Here is a 16,124-nt window from a genome sequence, read left to right as displayed (position 1 = left end):
CTCACTTACCGAGCTCGATCATTAGCGATGATGGTGGAAATTAGAGGGCGCTTGATTCAAGCGATCTTTCCCGTCCGTAGGCCCTAACAAAAGGTTTCAATCACCACGGTGCACTTTCTTGGTCAAAAAAGAATTTGCCAGTGATGGCCGACGAATCAAGACAGGCTAGCCACACGATACCCGAAGCTGCCTGGGCCACTGTCCGGTAGCCCGAATGCCCATTAAAATCGGTGGCGGTATAGCCTGGGTCAACGGCGTTCACGCGGATGCCGAAAGCAGCGAACTCTTTGGAAAATGCAATGGTTACCGCATTCAACGCAGATTTTGAACTGTTGTAACCCATCGCATCGACCCGAGAGTACGGATGTGCTGGATCAGAAGTCCAGGTCAGCGAACCCAACCCGCTACTCACCATCACCACACAGGCCTTCTGCGCTGCTTTCAGAAGAGGAAGGAAGGCTTGAGTAACCCGGATCGGCCCAAACACGTTGGTGTCGTAAACATTCTGGATGTCGCCAATGTCTTGCTCACTGGGTGCGATGGGTTGAGCGCCTGATATACCCGCATTGTTAATAAGGACGTCCAGCTTGCCGTCTTCCTCCAAAACCCGTTCAGACGCCGCCCTAATGCTATCGATGTCGCGCACATCAAGGATGACCAAGCGGGCATCTATACCATCGGCCAACAGTCGGGATACGGAAAGCGTACCCAGACTTTCGTCGCGGCTACCTAGCCAAACTCGATAACCCAGCATGCCCATTTCACGGGCGGTTTCGAACCCGATACTCTTGTTCGCACCGGTGATAAGTACGTTTTTTTGGCTCATTGCAGAACTCCATTGGCTATCCGTTGAGGTCTATCAACAACACGCTCGACTGGAGCGCATAGCGTGTACGCACTCTTTGTATCGCGCGTGCGGATGATTGATAACCCGTTTGAATCCGAATAGTCTGATCGCTATGGCGAACAATATTGATCAATGCTCTCTGGATGACCTATCGATTTTTCTTGCGGTTTTCCACGAAAAAGGTTTTCGGACGGCAGCCAAGCGGCTTGGCTTGTCGCCATCAACCGTGAGCGAACGGATCTCTGCGCTGGAGTCGGGCTTGGGCGTTCCCCTGCTCATCCGTACCACTCGAAGCGTTGTCCCGACGGCGGCAGGGCTTGAGCTGGCAGAGCGAATGACTCCGCTTCTCGGAGAAATGAGAGCAGTGTTCGCAGATGTCGCCAGTTCCCTTCAAGACGTGCGAGGCGCGTTGAAGTTGAACGTGACAGGCGCGGTCATGGTAGACATCCTACCGCCACTCATTGATCGCTTTCTCGCACGCTATCCAGAAGTTCGGATCGAGATAATGGTCGAAGATCGCCTTGTAGACGTTACCGCAGCAGGCTGCGACGCCGGGATACGCTATGGGGAACACCTTGCGCAGGACACCATTGCCGTTCCCATAGGACCAAGGTTGCAGCAACTTGCCTTGGCTGCCGCCCCGTCCTATCTAACGTCGCGCGGCATCCCCTCACATCCAAGTGAGTTGATGAATCACGATTGCATCCGTCTACGCTATTCCAGCGGAGCAATGGTCAGTTGGGACTTTGGAAAGAATGGGGAAACCCTGAGCGTCGACCCGCCCGGCAGATTGGTCATTGGAGTCGATGGAGCTGCAGCGGCTATTGATCTGGCGCGAAGTGGCAAGGGCATAATCGCAACCTTCGAAAACTGGCTGCACCCGCATTTCCAACGGGGTGATCTTCAGCCAGTTCTACATGAATGGTGGGATACCTTTGAAGGGCCGTGGCTCTATTTTTCCAGTAGATTGATGTCCGCTCCATTACGGGCATTCGTTGATTTCATTGGGCAAGAACGTCAGTGATCGCCGCCGTTCGTTTCCCCGGTGCCCTCGATCACTCAAGCCAGCTGTATGATGGCCACCACAAGGCTCCTGCCTCGTGCGAGGGAGAAACTGTGGCTCTGTTTCACCACTTCCATTGATAGTCGGCAACCAAAGCAAATGGGGCGTTCCCCCTGCTTTGGGAGACGCCCCTGATCGCCATGCCTTCTTTGAAAAAGAGTGAGTCACATCCACCAATAGCGCTACGGTGGATGCATTACCCTTAACTCTTTAGCTCTTCGGTGCCCCTTGCTCGACCAGCGCGCGCCACGTTTGAACGCTTGGGCGTTCCTGCATTTTGGCGTGCCAGGCTTTGAGAGCAACGCATTGCTCTGGAACCGCAAGCTTCACCAGTGATGCGAAGATCATCCCCCCCAGAACGGCGATATCGGCCATGGAAAATTTATCGCCAGCAACGAACGGCCGAGACGTTAAAAGGTTGTCGAAATAGCGCATACCGCGTACGGCTTTCTCGCCCATTTTCGCGCCCCACTCAGCGTTTTGATAGCGCTCGACCTTTGGCCCCAAGCCAGGGGTGGCATGGTGGAAGTAAACGCTCACCGCATCGAGAAACTCGATCTCTGCGCGCTTGGTCATCATGTGGATGAGACCCTTCTCCAACGGCGTCTCTCCGGTGAGTGACGGATTGCCATCCAGAGTGTCCAGGTACTGCGTGATCGCGGTGCACTCTGCGATCAACGTCCCGTCGGCAAGTTCAAGCACAGGAAGCGTTCCTGAGTAGTTGATTGCCAGAAACTCAGGCTGTTTGTGTTCGCCCGTCCAAAGATTCACTGACACGAAATCAATCTTCGGCAGCAGCCCTTTTTCGGCCAGCGCGATGCGCACCCGAGCTGGATAAGGGCCGTCGAACCAGTCGTAGATTTTCATCTGTGGGATGGATGAAACGTCAGCTTGTTGAGATGCAATAGTCATATCCAGCTACCTGCCTGTCAGTTGGTAGGTGAATATTGCGACCAGGAATTCCCTTTGTCAACACCCTACCTGTCAATTGGCAGGTACTGTACGTTGGAGTAGGATTGGCCTATACCTGCAGGAAATCAGAGAGGTGCAAGGTGAGCGAAAACGCACGGGAAGCTATCCTGACAGCGGCGAAATCCGCTGCGCAGCTACACGGCTATAGTGGGATCAATTTCAGAAGCATCGCAGATGAAGTCGGCATCAAGAACGCGAGTATCTATTACCATTTCCCTAGCAAAGCGGCCTTGGGCTCCGCGGTTGCTCGCCGTTACTGGGAAGACACATCGGCTGCGCTGTCACAAATCCGGACGACTCATTCTGATCCGTGGGAATGCTTGCAGCTGTTTCCTTCAATCTTTCGGACGTCGCTGGAAAATGCTAACCGACTTTGTCTTTCCAGTTTCATGGCAGCCGAATACGAAGATCTGCCTGAAGAGGTTACGGCTGAAGTCAGGGCATTTGCAGACATAAACGTGGCGTGGTTGATCCAAGTGTTGGAAGACGCTGAATGGGGGGATGTGTACTCCCGCGAGCGACGGGCACGTGCGATCTACACGGCCGTCGCCGGTGCGCAACTCATTGCGCGAACGCGCACGGACATTCACCAATTCGATGATTTGATAGAAAGCTATAAGGAATCAGGACTGATCCCATCCCCCTCTTGATCACGCGTCTGGGCCGTGGCCAGTGGCCGCCTTGAATAATACCTTCTGCATCGCTTGGGGACGGCTTCCGAAAGCGCGCAGAAATGCTTGATTCAGGATGCGGTCGTTCTCGGAGTAGTCCACTGGGCAGTCGATGACGTGTACACCGGGCGTCTTGATGCCGTGCTCCAGCAGGGGCGCCAGGCCCTCTGCGCTCTCCACGCGGTGACCAAAGGCGCCGTAGGCTTCGGCGTATTTGACGAAGTCTGGGTTCCCGTATTCCAAGCCTTATAGATGCCGTTATCCAACGCTACGATGCCTTCAGATGGCAGTACACGGCGAATGTCAGCGACCAGCCGCTGCGGGTAGATCGGGAAGCGATTATTGTCGCCACCTTCGGCAATCTGCTCCTCATTGGCATTGCGGATTTCCAAAATGGCACGATGTACGAAGTCACCAGACGACAACGCCGCATTGCCCAAAAAGCGCGGAATGATTTTTAGGTCTACCCCACGTAGGGCTGAGCAACTCGCGCATCCGGCTCGCCACTGTCGCCCAGCGCTTTGGCAACGAGTCCGCTGCGCAGACAGCGATTGATGAAGTTCTGGACGTACTCAGCAGAAAGCGCTCTGCCTTTCGGAACAGCCATCGCCTGACGAATTTCCGTAAAATTGTCACTCAACACCCTGACGCCTGTCGTACTTCGGGCGAAGCGCTCCAGCGGCTGACGAACACCTGCAGCTGCATCGAGTCCAAGCTTCAAGAACTCGTCAACGGCGGCGGCTGAAGTGTTCGCTCGAACCAACTCAGCATTTTTCAACGTCCGGGACAGGAACAGGTCATACGCCGCTCCCCTGCCCACTGCGATCCTGCAGCCGACCGCGTCCAATTCAGAAGCTCGATCAGACTTGCTTTGCGTTCGCACCAGATAGGTGCCATCGATGCAGACGTAGGGGTTTGAGAAGGAAATTTTCTCAGCCCTGACTGGCTCAATGGCGAGAAACGCAAGATCCCAAGCGCCTTCCTCAAGTGCTGCGAAGACCTTGCCGGCGGCGTCATAGGCGGTCAGTGAAATAGCAATTCCAAGCTCATCAGCGAGTGCATTGGCCAACACGACCGACACGCCTGAGAAAACCTGGGTCTTCTCGTCAAGCTTCGCCAGTACAGGATTACCGAGGTTAATTGCGACCCGCAGCTTTCCCTGTGGAGCGATGTCTTTTCGTACGGCGGCAAGATCAAATTCCACGGCTACTCTCTCCTCTCTATTTCTGATTTATCACCCGCAGCTGCATTCGAACTGACAATGCATTTTCCGATGATCAATACTATTGCCACGCCGACGATGCCGGCACCGTAATGAGCCCAGGCCGGTACCGCCGGCAGGCTTATATCAGTGATCGCCATACTGCCCGCGATCCAACCGAGCAATGCAGCTCCAAGGGTGATGACAATCGGATATCGATCCATGAAATGCAGTACCAACTTGCTGCCCCAGATGATGATCGGGATACTGATCACGATACCAAAGACCATCAGCTCAATCTGCCCGCCGGAGGCCCCTGCTACTGCGACCACGTTGTCCAGACTCATGACCGCGTCGGCAACGATGATGGTCTTGATCGCGCCCCAAAGCTTTGGGCTCGCCGTCATGTTGTCGTGTGCATCCTCATCCTCAGGAACCATCAGCTTGATACCGATCCAGAGGAGCAATAAGGCACCAATGAGCTTGAGGAAAGGCCATTCCAACAGCTGAAGTGCGAAGAATATCATCCCTATTCGCAATAGGATCGCGCCCAGAGCACCGCCAATAATGGCGCGATTACGTTGTGCTTCGGGGAGCTTGCGACACGCCAGCGCGATTACAACCGCGTTGTCGCCGCCCAACAAAATATCGATGGCGATGATTTGCATCACGGCCAGCCAGAACCCTGGCGAGTTTATGAGTTCGATCAAAATGAGCTCTCAAGGCCAGGGGCCGGTCAATCAGATAGTTTTGAAGATCATGCACACAGGGCTGCCGGTCTTGATGACTTGGCCGTTCGCGGCAAGCTCTCCAGTAACCTGATCGACGTCGAAGCTGACAATGGTGTCGCTTTCTTCGTTGGCAACAAACAGGCGCGTGCCATCCGGCGTGAGATTCATAAAGCGAGGCTTACGACCTTGAGACGCAGTGTGCGATTTGGCGGCAAACGCACCATTTGGCTCTATCGCGAAGGTCGTCACGCCGTCCTGCCCCCGATTCGACACATAGAGATAGTTACCGGAAGGCGCCATCACGATGGCCGCCGCACGGCTATTGCCTGTGAAGTGGGATGGCAGTGTGGAGATAATCTCCTGAGGCTGGAGCGAACCTTGATCGGCATCGTAGGCGTACCCTGTGACGCTGCTGTCGAGTTCGTTCACGACGTAAGCGTTTTTCCCTGCCGGTGTAAACACCACATGGCGCGGGCCCGCCCCCTCACGGGCTTTGACCATGCTGACCTGGGTAGCACCATATTTCGCGTTGTTCTGCTGCACGCGATAGACGAAGACGCCATCCAACCCTTTGTCGGGGATAACCAGGAATCGTCCGGACGGGTCGAACGGGATCATGTGTGGATGAGAGCTGCTTTGTTCCACTTTATGGGGCCCAGGTTCGCCGGGCAGAGACTCCAGATGAGCCAGCTCGCCGAGGCTACCATCATCCTGAATCGGGAAGATCGCAAAGCCGCCAGTGGCATAGTTTGCAACAGCCAGAAACTTACCGGTCGGATCGACGCTGAGATGAACGGGGTTTTTGCCTTGGGTGCCAACGGTATTGAGCCTGGTCAATTCACCGGCCTTCTCGTCAATGGCGAACGAGCTCACTTCGCTGAGATCACCATGCACGCAGTAAAGATGGGTCTGCGAGTGATTGAAGGCCAAAAATGATGGGTTCACCAGATCATTGAGCGTCTGAACCAATGTGCACGCGCCGGTTTCAGGCGCATAACGGTAGACGGTAATACCTACGCCACGGGCATTTCGCTCTTTGGTTGTGCGCGATCCAACGTAAGCAAACCGAGGGGTCCGCGAGGGTTTGTTATTCGTCATTTTACTTTCATCGCTGGTAGAAGCAGCATGTGCCGGGAGGGTGAAGCCACCCGCTAAGACACCGCCCGCCGCTAGCGCAGAAAGCTGGATGAATTGACGGCGGGGCATCGAGTGCCTAGGGAATTGGGATGAACTCATGGAATGGTTCTCTGTTGTTTTTATTATTGAACGGGGCGGTGTGCTCATGCCGGGCGCAAACCGACATGAACACGGGCTGAATCAGAGAACTTCAGGAACTCGTACCCAACCTTCCATCAGCCGGCGAGCACTGCGGCTCATCACAGCCTTGTCCACACTCCAGCCACCATCTTCCAGCACGGTTTTCGCGCCTACTGCCACGCTGCCGGCGGTATGCCCCATACGAACTTGGCGATCCCCAATGTCGCCAACGATACGATTCACCAGCGTGCCATCAAGAGCAGCCGCGACAGCAACCGCGACTGCGCCAGTACCCGTTATCGCGTGGTGCAGCTTGCCCATCGACAGGATCCGGGCGATCACGTCGATATCACCTGGCTCGACGAACTTGCCACCCGCAGCCTGATAGCTCTGAGGCTTGGCCACAAAGCAAAGCTTGGGCGTATGCGGACGCAGACGAGTTGCCTCTTCGGCGGTTGCGGCCAACCCCATCGCAACAGTGCAATGCGCACGGATGGTTTCACAGCGCGCCAGGAGCTCGGCATCGCCATTGACCTGATCCTGAGTTTCGGTACCTTTGAGACCCACTCGGTCAGCCTCAAGGAAAATGGTGGGGTTACCCGCGTTCAACAACGTGACGGGCATAAGGCCAATGCCTGGAATGTCCAGTTCATCGACAGCGTTACCGGTGGGCAGAATGCTGCCGTCCGACCCGCCAGGCTTGAGAAACTCCAGCACGATTTCAGCAGCTGGAAACGCCACACCATCAAGTACGAAGTCACCCTCCTCCAGCACCTCACCGTTGCGCATCGGCACGTGGGCGATGATTCGTTTCTGTATATTGGCCTGCCATATACGGACAACGGCGATGCCATCACGAGGAGCATCCACCAAGCCTTCAGAGATCGCATACGGGCCAACAGCCGAACTCAGGTTGCCGCAGTTACCTGACCAGTCAATAACCGGTGTCTCGATGGCCGGAGCCCCGAACAGATAATCAACGTCGCAATCTTCACGACTTGATTGACCGATGATCACAACCTTGCTGGTACTGGAGGTAGCACCACCCATTCCGTCGATCTGCTTGCCGTACACATCTGGACTGCCGATCACACGAAGAAGGATGGCATCCCGCTCTTGGCCAGCAGGCGGCAGATCCTTGTCGAGAAAGAACACGCCCTTACTGGAGCCGCCACGCATGTAAACGGCCGGGATACGTCTTTGAGTCATTTGATATCTCCTACGACAAATCAGCGGCGCATCAGTTGGCGGATGCGTTCTTCATGCTTTCGATCAGCAACTGCGGCAACAAACCACCGCTGCGCAAGTAACGAACGTCCTCGAAGGTATCCAGACGGCTCACGACGCTGACGCGCTCGGTTTCGCCGTTTTCGCGTTCAATCACCAGAGTGACCTTGGCGCCTGGCTGGAAGTCATCAGTGATGCCCTCTACGCTAAAGGTTTCGCGGCCGTTCAGACCGAGACTTTGACGCGAGACACCTTGCTCGAACTGCAGCGGAAGGATGCCGAGCCCTGCCAGGTTCGTGCGGTGGATACGCTCGAAGCTCTCTGCGACCACAACACGAACACCCAGCAGCCGTGGGCCTTTGGCTGCCCAGTCGCGAGAGGAACCGCTTCCATATTCCTTACCGGCAACGACGATCAGCGACTGCTTGCGATCCGCGTAGACCTCAGCAGCCTTGAAAATCGTTGTGACTTCTTTCTCGGGCAGCAGCAGTGTCCATGGACCTTCGCGACCATCTTCGAGCAGCTCGTTCTTCAGGCGTGGACTTGCGAAGGTCGCACGCTGTGCAGCCTCATGGTTGCCCCGACGAGTGCCGTAGGAGTTGAACTCAGGCACAGCGATTCCGTGGGACTGCAGGTATTGACCCGCATCACTTTCCGGCAGGATCGCACCCGATGGAGAAATGTGGTCGGTGGTGATGTTGTCTGACAGCATGGCGAGGACACGCATATTGCTGAGATCTTTGCGGGTATCCGTAGCCGTGACCGCGTCGCTCCAGTACGGGGGTTTGCGGATGTACGTACTGCTGGCCTGCCAGGCATATTGGTCGCTGACGCCTGCACGCAAGTCACTGGCAATCAAACCTGCTTCACGAGGGATATCTTCGTACGCCTTGTCGAAGAGGTCTGCGGTCAGGTTGTCCGCTTCGATCCGTGTTAGTTCTTCGTCACTTGGCCACAGCTCGTGCAGGTAAACAGGCACACCGTTGTCATCCAGGCCGAGAGCATCTTTCTCCGGATCGATCAAATAGGTGCCGGAGATGGCATAAGCAACAATCAGCGGCGGCGACATGATGAAGACTTCGCGAGCCAGTGGGTGAACCCGACCTTCGAAATTACGATTGCCGGAGGTCGCTGCCACGGTTTCCAGCTTGCGGCTACGGATCTCTGCTTCGATCTCAGGGCTCAGCAGTGGCCCCGACATACCGTTACAGGTGGTGCAGCCGTAACCGACCAGGTTGAAGCCCAATGCGTCGAGATCTTCGTTGAGCCCGGAACGTTCGAGGTAATCAGAAACGACCATCGAGCCAGGTGCAAAGGACGTCTTGACCCAAGGAGCACGCTTCAAGCCACGTTTACGTGCGTTTCGCGCGACCAACCCGGCGGCGATCACGCCGCGTGGGTTAGAAGTGTTAGTGCAGCTGGTGATAGCCGCGAGGACGACCGAGCCGTTGTCCAAGCCAACTGGAAGGTTGGTCGCTGGTGCTTTTTGACCCAATACAATTCGTTGGTGTGGTTGCTTGGGCCCCGCAATTGAACGCGCAACAGAGCTGAGATTCAGCGTTACGACGCGGTTGTACTCAGCCTCACCCAGGCTGTCATGCCACAGGCCTTGAGCGCGAGCATAAGCCTCAGTCAGGCCGGAAATCTGACCGCCACGACCCGTCATGCGCAAATAATGCAGAGTACGATCATCAATCGCGAACATCGCCGCGGTTGCGCCGAACTCAGGCGCCATGTTGGACAAAGTGCCACGATCAGCCAGCGACAGTTGTGGTACGCCAGGGCCGAAGAATTCCAGGAATGAACCGATCACGCCAGCCTTGCGCAGTTGCTCAGTGAGCGCCAGTGCGATGTCCGTTGCCAAGTAGCCTTGAGGCAACGTGCCTTCCAGACGTACGCCGACAATCTCCGGTAAACGCAGCATCAACGATTTACCCAGCATTGCCGCTTCAGCTTCGATACCGCCTACACCCCAGCCCAACACGCCAATGGCATTGATCATAGTGGTGTGGCTGTCGGTGCCGACCAATGTATCCGGGAATGCCCACAGCTCGCCGTCACGACGCTGAGTCCCCACGACCGTAGTCAGGCGCTCCAAGTTGATCTGGTGAAGGATGCCCTTGCCCGAAGGAATAATCGACAAATTGCTGAACGCCTTGTTGCACCAGTCCAGGAACTGAAAACGTTCGGCATTGCGTTCACGCTCGATGGCTTCGTTATCGGCAAGTGCGCTGGCATCCCCCCAACGCTCGACGTTGAGCGAGTGATCCACGACGAGGTGAGTTGGAGTGACAGGGTTGACCAGGCGTGGATTGCCACCTTTCTCGGCAACAGCATCACGCAGCCCGGCGAGGTCGACCAACGCAGGCGTACCGAGCAGATCCTGCAGGACAACACGGGCTGGTCGGAAAGGGATATCGAATTCTTTGGAGCGGGCGCAGATGACTTTGAGCGCGGCTTCAGGGTCAGCCTCCCCGCGCAAAACGTTCTCGGCAAGGATTCGCAGGCTGTAGGGCAGCTTTGCGTAATCACCGCCCAGGTCAGTCACGACCCCACGAATGTCGCTGACACGGTACTCGATCCCGTTGGCGGAAACGATTTGACCCTTTGACTCAGGCATTGGCTAATCCTCACAGGCTGTACAAGCAATGTTTTTGCGAGGGCAATATTGCACTTTGTAATGATATAGGTCAATGTTGATTCATCCGATTCACCCCACCACCGAAATCGGACGTACCTCTTCGCGCTCAGCCAGGCAGGTACGGTTCAAAAAAATAAACATAAGAAAATGAGGCCCACCATGATCCAGCTTGCGCACACCCGATCCGTTCAACCTCCCTTGCGCATCGAGCCTGTCTCGACCTGAATCACGCCGGCTACCTTGCAGCTGTCAGGCTGCCAGGTGCCCTACAAATACAAGAAAAAAGGGAGTTCGACCGTGCTGACAATCCTTGGCTTTTCGATGGTCATCTGTTTTATGTACCTGATCATGACCAAGCGCCTTTCGGCGTTGATCGCTCTGATCCTGATCCCCATCCTGTTCGCCCTGATTGGCGGGCACTACGCAGGTTTGGGCGGGATGATGCTCGACGGCGTGAAAACGCTGGCCCCTACCGGCGTCATGCTGACGTTCTCGATCCTGTACTTCGGGATCATGATTGACGCAGGGCTTTTCGATGGGTTGGTGCGCTTCATCCTGAAGCTGGTGAAAGGCGACCCTTTGAAGGTTCTGGTCGGTACTGCCGTGCTGACCATGCTGGTGTCGCTGGACGGTGATAGCTCAACGACCTACATGATTGCGTGTGCAGCATTTCTGCCGCTTTATCAGCGACTGGGGATGAGCGTTCTGGGGATGACGTGCCTGGTCAACATCGCCAGCGGCATCATGAACATCTCCCCGTGGGGTGGCCCTACCGCGCGCGCAGCCGCTGCCTTGCATGTTGATGCCATGGACATCTTTGTTCCGATGATCCCTGGGATGCTGATCGGTGCTGCCTGCCTGGTGTTCACCGCCCTGATTCTGGGAAGAAAGGAGCGTGCGCGTCTTGGCATCATTCACCTGGACGATTTCCACGACGGATCGATGGCGCTGGGTACCGGTTCTGCTGAAGAGTGTGACGGTAACCGACGTCCGAAAATGTTCTGGCCGAACCTCATCCTGACGCTGACCCTCATCACATGCCTAGTGCTGGGCACTATGCCGATCCAGATACTGTTCATGGTCGGCTTTGCCATCGCGATCACGCTCAACTACCCAACAATCGAGGATCAAAAAGCCCGCATTGCAGCTCACGCAGCCAACGTACTGGCGGTAACGGCTGTCATCTTCGCTGCAGGTATCTTCACTGGAATCCTGTCCGGCACCGGCATGGTGGACTCAATGGCCAAAAGCCTGCTGTACGTGATTCCGCCGAGCTTCGGGCCATTTCTTGCAGTATTCACTGCCGTGGTGAGCCTGCCGTTCACCTTTTTCATGTCGAACGATGCGTTCTACTTCGGGATCCTGCCAGTCATTGCTCAGACCGCTGCCCAGTACGGCATTACACCACTGGAAATTGCGCGCGCGTCCGTTGTTGGCCAGCCGGTTCACTTATTGAGTCCTCTCGTGCCCTCGCTTTATTTGCTGGTCGCCTTGGCCAAGGTCGACCTGGGCGATCACCAGCGATTCGCGCTGAAGTGGGCGATTCTAGCAAGCTTTGGATTGTTCCTAGGGGGCGTACTGTTCGGCGCTTTCCCGTTCTATCAGGTTCGCTGAACAGATATTGCGCGTTCAAAACACATCGGCGGAGATCAGAAGAGTGGTCTCTGCCGCTGCATGGCACGACGCGCTAGAATGGCAGCTCTGTGGTTCAGCTCTTTCTGGTTCCCGATCCTATGCCTCTAAGCCCACTGCAAGCACGCATTGCGCGTGACATCGTCTCCCACGTACGTCGTGAACGCTTCCCTGTTGGTCATCACCTGGTCGAGTCCCAGCTGGCTACGACGCTCAATGTGTCGCGCACGCCGGTCAAGTTCGCCATGGGCCATCTGGTCGAAAAAGGCATGCTGACCTATGACCGCAACAGAGGTTTTTTCCTAGCCCGCGCGAGCGATGATCTGGGTGATCTCGTCTCTGAGGTCATGGGAAACAGCGACGATCCTCTTTACCTGAAACTTGCAGAGCTGCGACTGAGCAGACAGCTTCCTGAGCTGTTTACTGAGATCGAATTTATGCGCCAGTTTGACGTTTCCAGGGCAGCGCTGCGAGCCGTACTGTCCCGTATCCAGCAAGAAGGCTGGGTCGAACAGCGTGCGGGTCAGGGATGGCGTCTGCTGCCGATGATCGACTCTGTCGAAGCCTATGAAGAAAGCTACTCCTTCCGCGCCACCATTGAGCCTTCCGGCCTTCTGTCACCGACATTTCAGCTTGATCGCGAAACCCTGGCGGCCTGTCGTCGGCAGCAGGAATTCATTGCCAATGGTGGGTATCTGACGATGACGGCACAGGAGTTGTTTGAGGCCAACTCTCTGTTCCACGAGACTCTGGCGGCATGTTCAGGCAACCGCTTCCTACAGCAGACCGTACGTCGCCTCGACCAACTACGCCGGCTCGTTGAATACCGGCAGGCAAGCGCACGTACACCCCGTAAAGGCCAAGCCGAAGAACACCTGGCGATTCTGGAGTGCCTGGAACGGGGCGACCGACTGGCAGCCGCTGATCAAATGCGACGCCATCTGGAACAGGCAAGACGCCACAAAGTCGACCCCGCTCTCTTCGAATAAGCCCAACGCCTGCCCTGGAGTTGTCACGCGACCTGTCTAGGTCACGTGCGCTCTTTCCTGCCCGCCGATCGCCATCGACGCCTCACGTCAGTCGTCTGGTTCCATCTGTTTTTCAGAAAACACAGATTGACTTATATCATTACAAAGTACACTTTGAGCCCTGCAAAGAAACGAGCTCTCGCATACGTGTCCGCCTGAACACAACGCCATGCCTGAAGCTCGGTTACGCACACACCACAATCAGAATAATGGTGAACACATGTCATACCGTAGAGGCTGGATAGCCGTCTTCCTATTCTCCTTGGCCATGGTCAATTACATGGATCGCATCGCGCTTTCCATTGCGGCCAAACCCATCGCAGAAGAGTTTCATCTCACATCAGTCGGGATGGGCTACCTATTCTCGTCCTTCATCTGGAGCTATGCGCTCTTCCTGATTCCGGTCGGCCTGCTGATTGATAGGTACGGCGTGAAACGCGTCGGCGGCTTAGGTATTTTCATCTGGTCTCTGGCAACGGCACTCACAGGTGCAGCATCCAGCTTTGCCAGTCTGTTGGCTGCACGGCTAGTCATGGGCGCCGGCGAATCGGTTAGCAACCCGGTGGGTGCCAAGGTCATTCGTGAATGGATTCCGAGCACGGAGCGCGGCACCATCACCGCTATCTTCAACAGCGGCTCTTATGCGGGCCCAGCGATCTGTTCAGTGGTACTCGCTGCATTGGTTGCAGCATTCGGCTGGCGTTTGTCTTTCGTGATCGCGGGCGCCATCGGGTTTAGTTGGCTAGTGGTGTGGTACTTCTTCTACGACAAGCCTGAGCAGGTGAAGTGGCTTGCGAAAGACGAGCGCGAACACATCGTTGCCACTCGCGCCACCACTTCAACCGGCAATACCGCAACGGCGGCCTATGGCCTCAAAAAACTGCTGAAAACTCCGACCCTTTGGGGCCTGGCTATCACTCAAGGCTGCAACGTCTACACGCAGTATCTGTTCCTGACATGGCTACCGAGCTACCTGCAAGAAGTAAAACACCTGACCATTGCCAAGAGCGGTCTGTTCACAGCCATTCCTTACGCAGCCGCCGTGGTGCTGTGCATTGTGATCGGCAAGTTGAGCGACCAGTATCTCAAGAACGGCGGTGGTGCCGCCTCTGGCAAACGTCGTAACGTCATCGCCCTGACCATGCTGATCGCAAGCTGCATTTTGCTGATCCCGTTTGCCGACAACATCGCCCTCCTGGTGTTGATTTTCTCCCTCACCTTGGCAGGCATCGCTTCGACCACATCGTTGAACTTCTCTTTGCTCAACGACATGCTCCCAAGCTCGGGCGATGTGGGCCGGGCGATGGCATTTGTCGTGGTGGGCGGTAACATTTTCGGCATGTTGGCGCCCGTTGTGACTGGCTATGTCATCAACGAAACCGGAAGCTACAACTGGGCGTTCGCCATTGCAGGTGGACTGCTAGTAACTGGTGCAATTGTGACGCTGAGCATGACCAGGACGCCGATGATTCCTGAGAACCAGCGGGCTACCGAGCTTCTAACTCCACAAATAGCTTAAGATTTCGATCTATCAGTTCTCGCACCGTTCTCATACAGCGCCTGAAGGGCGCTGGTGATGAACATCCTCCATGCCTGGATGAGCGCCCAGCGCGATCTGCTGCCCGAAGGCTCAGCCATCAGCAGAGCACTCGATTACAGCCTGAAACGCTGGGCAGCGCTATCACGCTACATCGATGACGGGGCAGTCAGTATTCCTGTCGCTATAGCATCTCTGTACGAGTTAAACAGCCGGAGAGTGACGGGGAGTACGATGACAATTCAGACACCACACGACACCGGTGACCAGAAGCGCAATCGCCGCAATTTCATGTGAGTCGGGCAGCCGATGCTCCCATAGAAATCCAAAAACCAGCGCCGCTAACGTCTCAATCACGAGCACTTGTCCGCTTAGTGCCAGTGGTAGAAGTCGGCTCGCCTGATTCCAGCACGCATTACCCACAACCGAAGATAAAAACGCTACGCCACCGGCTACCATGACAAAGTGTAGCCATTCGGAGTTGTCATGCGTTCCGACCTGCCAGCCCAGGACAGGTACCGCCAAAAGCAGTGACTGAGCGCCAGTCATGACCCCTGTCAGCAGTGCCCAGTCATGGGCGGAAACGCTGGTTACCTGAGCCAGCCGCCGAGCGTTGCTCACTGCGAACCAACTCCATGTCACTAACGCGCCCGCTGCGCATAGAATTCCGGCCACGTTTGTCAGTATATCTGGCTTGTCGCCGTTGATCAGTGCGTGCCAGCTGATGAGTACGACCCCGCCCACAGCGCAGAACAGCGAGGGAGTTAGCTTGCGCAAAGAAATTGCGTTGACGTCATGACGACCTGCCAGCGTGACGAACACGGGAATGAGTCCGACGATCAGAGACGTTGTGGCAATGCCAACCAACTGCACACCGGTGCCCACTAGCGTGTAGTAAATGAGGTTCCCAATCAGGCTAAGCCAGAAGAGTGACTTCCAGTCGGCGATAGTGAGATTGGCGCAAACGCGCCTCCAGCGGGGCATAAGCAAGGCCACCGAAATCGCGCCGTAGCAGAGAAATCTCAGAACGGCGAATTGCAGTCCGCTCAGCCCCGGGGTGAGCTGGGGGCCGAGGAAGATCACTCCCCAACACAGGCCCGCGCAAACTCCGTAGACAATGCCCTTTAGCAGTAATCGGTCAGCAAACATTTCATCCGCGCTCCAAAGCGTTATGGGTAAAGTCTGGAGCAACTGATTCGGGGAGTATTGTCGGTAACTACGGGATTTTTTACCCAGACTGTTTTTGCGTTTTACGATAAACCGCCGGGGTCGTGGCCCTCACGCGCTGCATGGCACGGGTCAGCGATGCCTGGTCGC

Annotated in this window: 13 protein-coding genes and 3 pseudogenes; 6 read left to right on the top strand and 10 right to left on the bottom strand. The window is 55.9% G+C overall.

The annotated features are described in order from the left end of the window. Positions 1-100: 100 nt before the first annotated feature. On the bottom strand, positions 101-826 hold the full coding sequence (locus tag BFP92_RS22775; RefSeq protein WP_065931204.1) for an SDR family oxidoreductase: 726 nt from the start codon (positions 824-826) through the stop codon (positions 101-103). A 133-nt stretch (positions 827-959) separates the two neighbouring features. Here BFP92_RS22775 and BFP92_RS22770 point away from each other — a divergent pair, with 133 nt between their 5' ends. Next, positions 960-1,871, top strand: a complete 912-nt coding sequence (locus BFP92_RS22770; RefSeq protein WP_065931203.1) for a LysR family transcriptional regulator — start codon at positions 960-962, stop codon at positions 1,869-1,871. Between the two features lie 249 nt (positions 1,872-2,120). On the opposite strand, the gene BFP92_RS22765 is transcribed toward BFP92_RS22770, so the two are convergent. Then, positions 2,121-2,822: a glutathione S-transferase gene (locus BFP92_RS22765; protein WP_065931202.1), complete on the bottom strand. Its 702-nt coding sequence runs from the start codon at positions 2,820-2,822 to the stop codon at positions 2,121-2,123. 140 nt (positions 2,823-2,962) lie between these two features. Here BFP92_RS22765 and BFP92_RS22760 point away from each other — a divergent pair, with 140 nt between their 5' ends. Next, positions 2,963-3,532 (top strand): TetR/AcrR family transcriptional regulator, encoded by a 570-nt coding sequence (locus tag BFP92_RS22760; protein ID WP_065931239.1) that lies wholly within the window; start codon positions 2,963-2,965, stop codon positions 3,530-3,532. Here the strand turns inward: BFP92_RS22760 and BFP92_RS30690 are convergent. From BFP92_RS30690 to BFP92_RS22725, 6 genes and pseudogenes are all read right to left on the bottom strand, one after another. Next, positions 3,533-4,026, bottom strand: a pseudogene (locus BFP92_RS30690) (thiamine pyrophosphate-dependent enzyme); the annotation flags it as partial. Next, on the bottom strand, positions 4,017-4,757 hold the full coding sequence (locus BFP92_RS22750; protein ID WP_065931200.1) for a transporter substrate-binding domain-containing protein: 741 nt from the start codon (positions 4,755-4,757) through the stop codon (positions 4,017-4,019). The pseudogene BFP92_RS30690 and the gene BFP92_RS22750, both read right to left, overlap by 10 nt. Before the next feature lie 2 nt (positions 4,758-4,759). After that, positions 4,760-5,464, bottom strand: coding sequence for a TerC family protein (locus tag BFP92_RS22745; protein WP_083221784.1), 705 nt, complete (start codon positions 5,462-5,464; stop codon positions 4,760-4,762). Between the two features lie 30 nt (positions 5,465-5,494). Next, positions 5,495-6,691 (bottom strand): lactonase family protein, encoded by a 1,197-nt coding sequence (locus BFP92_RS30685; protein WP_083221783.1) that lies wholly within the window; start codon positions 6,689-6,691, stop codon positions 5,495-5,497. 111 nt (positions 6,692-6,802) lie between these two features. Next, positions 6,803-7,951, bottom strand: a complete 1,149-nt coding sequence (gene prpF, locus BFP92_RS22730) for a 2-methylaconitate cis-trans isomerase PrpF (protein ID WP_065931198.1) — start codon at positions 7,949-7,951, stop codon at positions 6,803-6,805. Between the two features lie 31 nt (positions 7,952-7,982). After that, positions 7,983-10,589, bottom strand: coding sequence for an aconitate hydratase (locus BFP92_RS22725; RefSeq protein WP_065931197.1), 2,607 nt, complete (start codon positions 10,587-10,589; stop codon positions 7,983-7,985). Positions 10,590-10,907: 318 nt separating this feature from the next. On the opposite strand from BFP92_RS22725, the gene BFP92_RS22720 reads away from it, so the two are divergent. The 4 genes and pseudogenes from BFP92_RS22720 to BFP92_RS31445 all read left to right on the top strand — a co-directional run. Beyond that, positions 10,908-12,224, top strand: a complete 1,317-nt coding sequence (locus BFP92_RS22720) for a CitMHS family transporter (RefSeq protein WP_065931196.1) — start codon at positions 10,908-10,910, stop codon at positions 12,222-12,224. Between the two features lie 89 nt (positions 12,225-12,313). Further along, complete coding sequence (locus BFP92_RS22715; RefSeq protein ID WP_239694307.1) at positions 12,314-13,231, top strand: GntR family transcriptional regulator; 918 nt, start codon at positions 12,314-12,316, stop codon at positions 13,229-13,231. A 208-nt stretch (positions 13,232-13,439) separates the two neighbouring features. Then, positions 13,440-14,789, top strand: coding sequence for an MFS transporter (locus tag BFP92_RS22710; RefSeq protein WP_345788657.1), 1,350 nt, complete (start codon positions 13,440-13,442; stop codon positions 14,787-14,789). Positions 14,790-14,843: 54 nt separating this feature from the next. Continuing rightward, positions 14,844-14,984 (top strand): annotated as a pseudogene (locus BFP92_RS31445) (transposase); the annotation flags it as partial. A 27-nt stretch (positions 14,985-15,011) separates the two neighbouring features. Here BFP92_RS31445 and BFP92_RS22705 read toward each other — a convergent pair. Continuing rightward, a complete protein-coding gene (locus tag BFP92_RS22705; protein WP_065931194.1) occupies positions 15,012-15,956 on the bottom strand; it encodes a DMT family transporter in 945 nt (314 codons plus the stop codon). A 79-nt stretch (positions 15,957-16,035) separates the two neighbouring features. Then, positions 16,036-16,124 (bottom strand): annotated as a pseudogene (locus BFP92_RS32135) (AraC family transcriptional regulator); the annotation flags it as partial.

The sequence above is a fragment of the Pseudomonas sp. 58 R 3 genome (assembly GCF_900006605.1).
GTDB classification, from domain to species: Bacteria; Pseudomonadota; Gammaproteobacteria; order Pseudomonadales; family Pseudomonadaceae; genus Aquipseudomonas; species Aquipseudomonas salomonii.
This window is presented reverse-complemented; position numbering and strand designations above follow the sequence as displayed.

Excerpts from the sequence above, each read along its gene's own strand:
- BFP92_RS22775 (WP_065931204.1), bottom strand. The coding sequence starts at position 826 with ATGAGCCAAAAAAACGTACTTATCACCGGTGCGAACAAGAGTATCGGG.
- BFP92_RS22770 (WP_065931203.1), top strand. The coding sequence starts at position 960 with ATGGCGAACAATATTGATCAATGCTCTCTGGATGACCTATCGATTTTT.
- BFP92_RS22765 (WP_065931202.1), bottom strand. The coding sequence starts at position 2,822 with ATGACTATTGCATCTCAACAAGCTGACGTTTCATCCATCCCACAGATG.
- BFP92_RS30685 (WP_083221783.1), bottom strand. The coding sequence starts at position 6,691 with ATGCCCCGCCGTCAATTCATCCAGCTTTCTGCGCTAGCGGCGGGCGGT.
- prpF (WP_065931198.1), bottom strand. The coding sequence starts at position 7,951 with ATGACTCAAAGACGTATCCCGGCCGTTTACATGCGTGGCGGCTCCAGT.
- BFP92_RS22725 (WP_065931197.1), bottom strand. The coding sequence starts at position 10,589 with ATGCCTGAGTCAAAGGGTCAAATCGTTTCCGCCAACGGGATCGAGTAC.
- BFP92_RS22710 (WP_345788657.1), top strand. The coding sequence starts at position 13,440 with ATGCCTGAAGCTCGGTTACGCACACACCACAATCAGAATAATGGTGAA.
- BFP92_RS22705 (WP_065931194.1), bottom strand. The coding sequence starts at position 15,956 with ATGTTTGCTGACCGATTACTGCTAAAGGGCATTGTCTACGGAGTTTGC.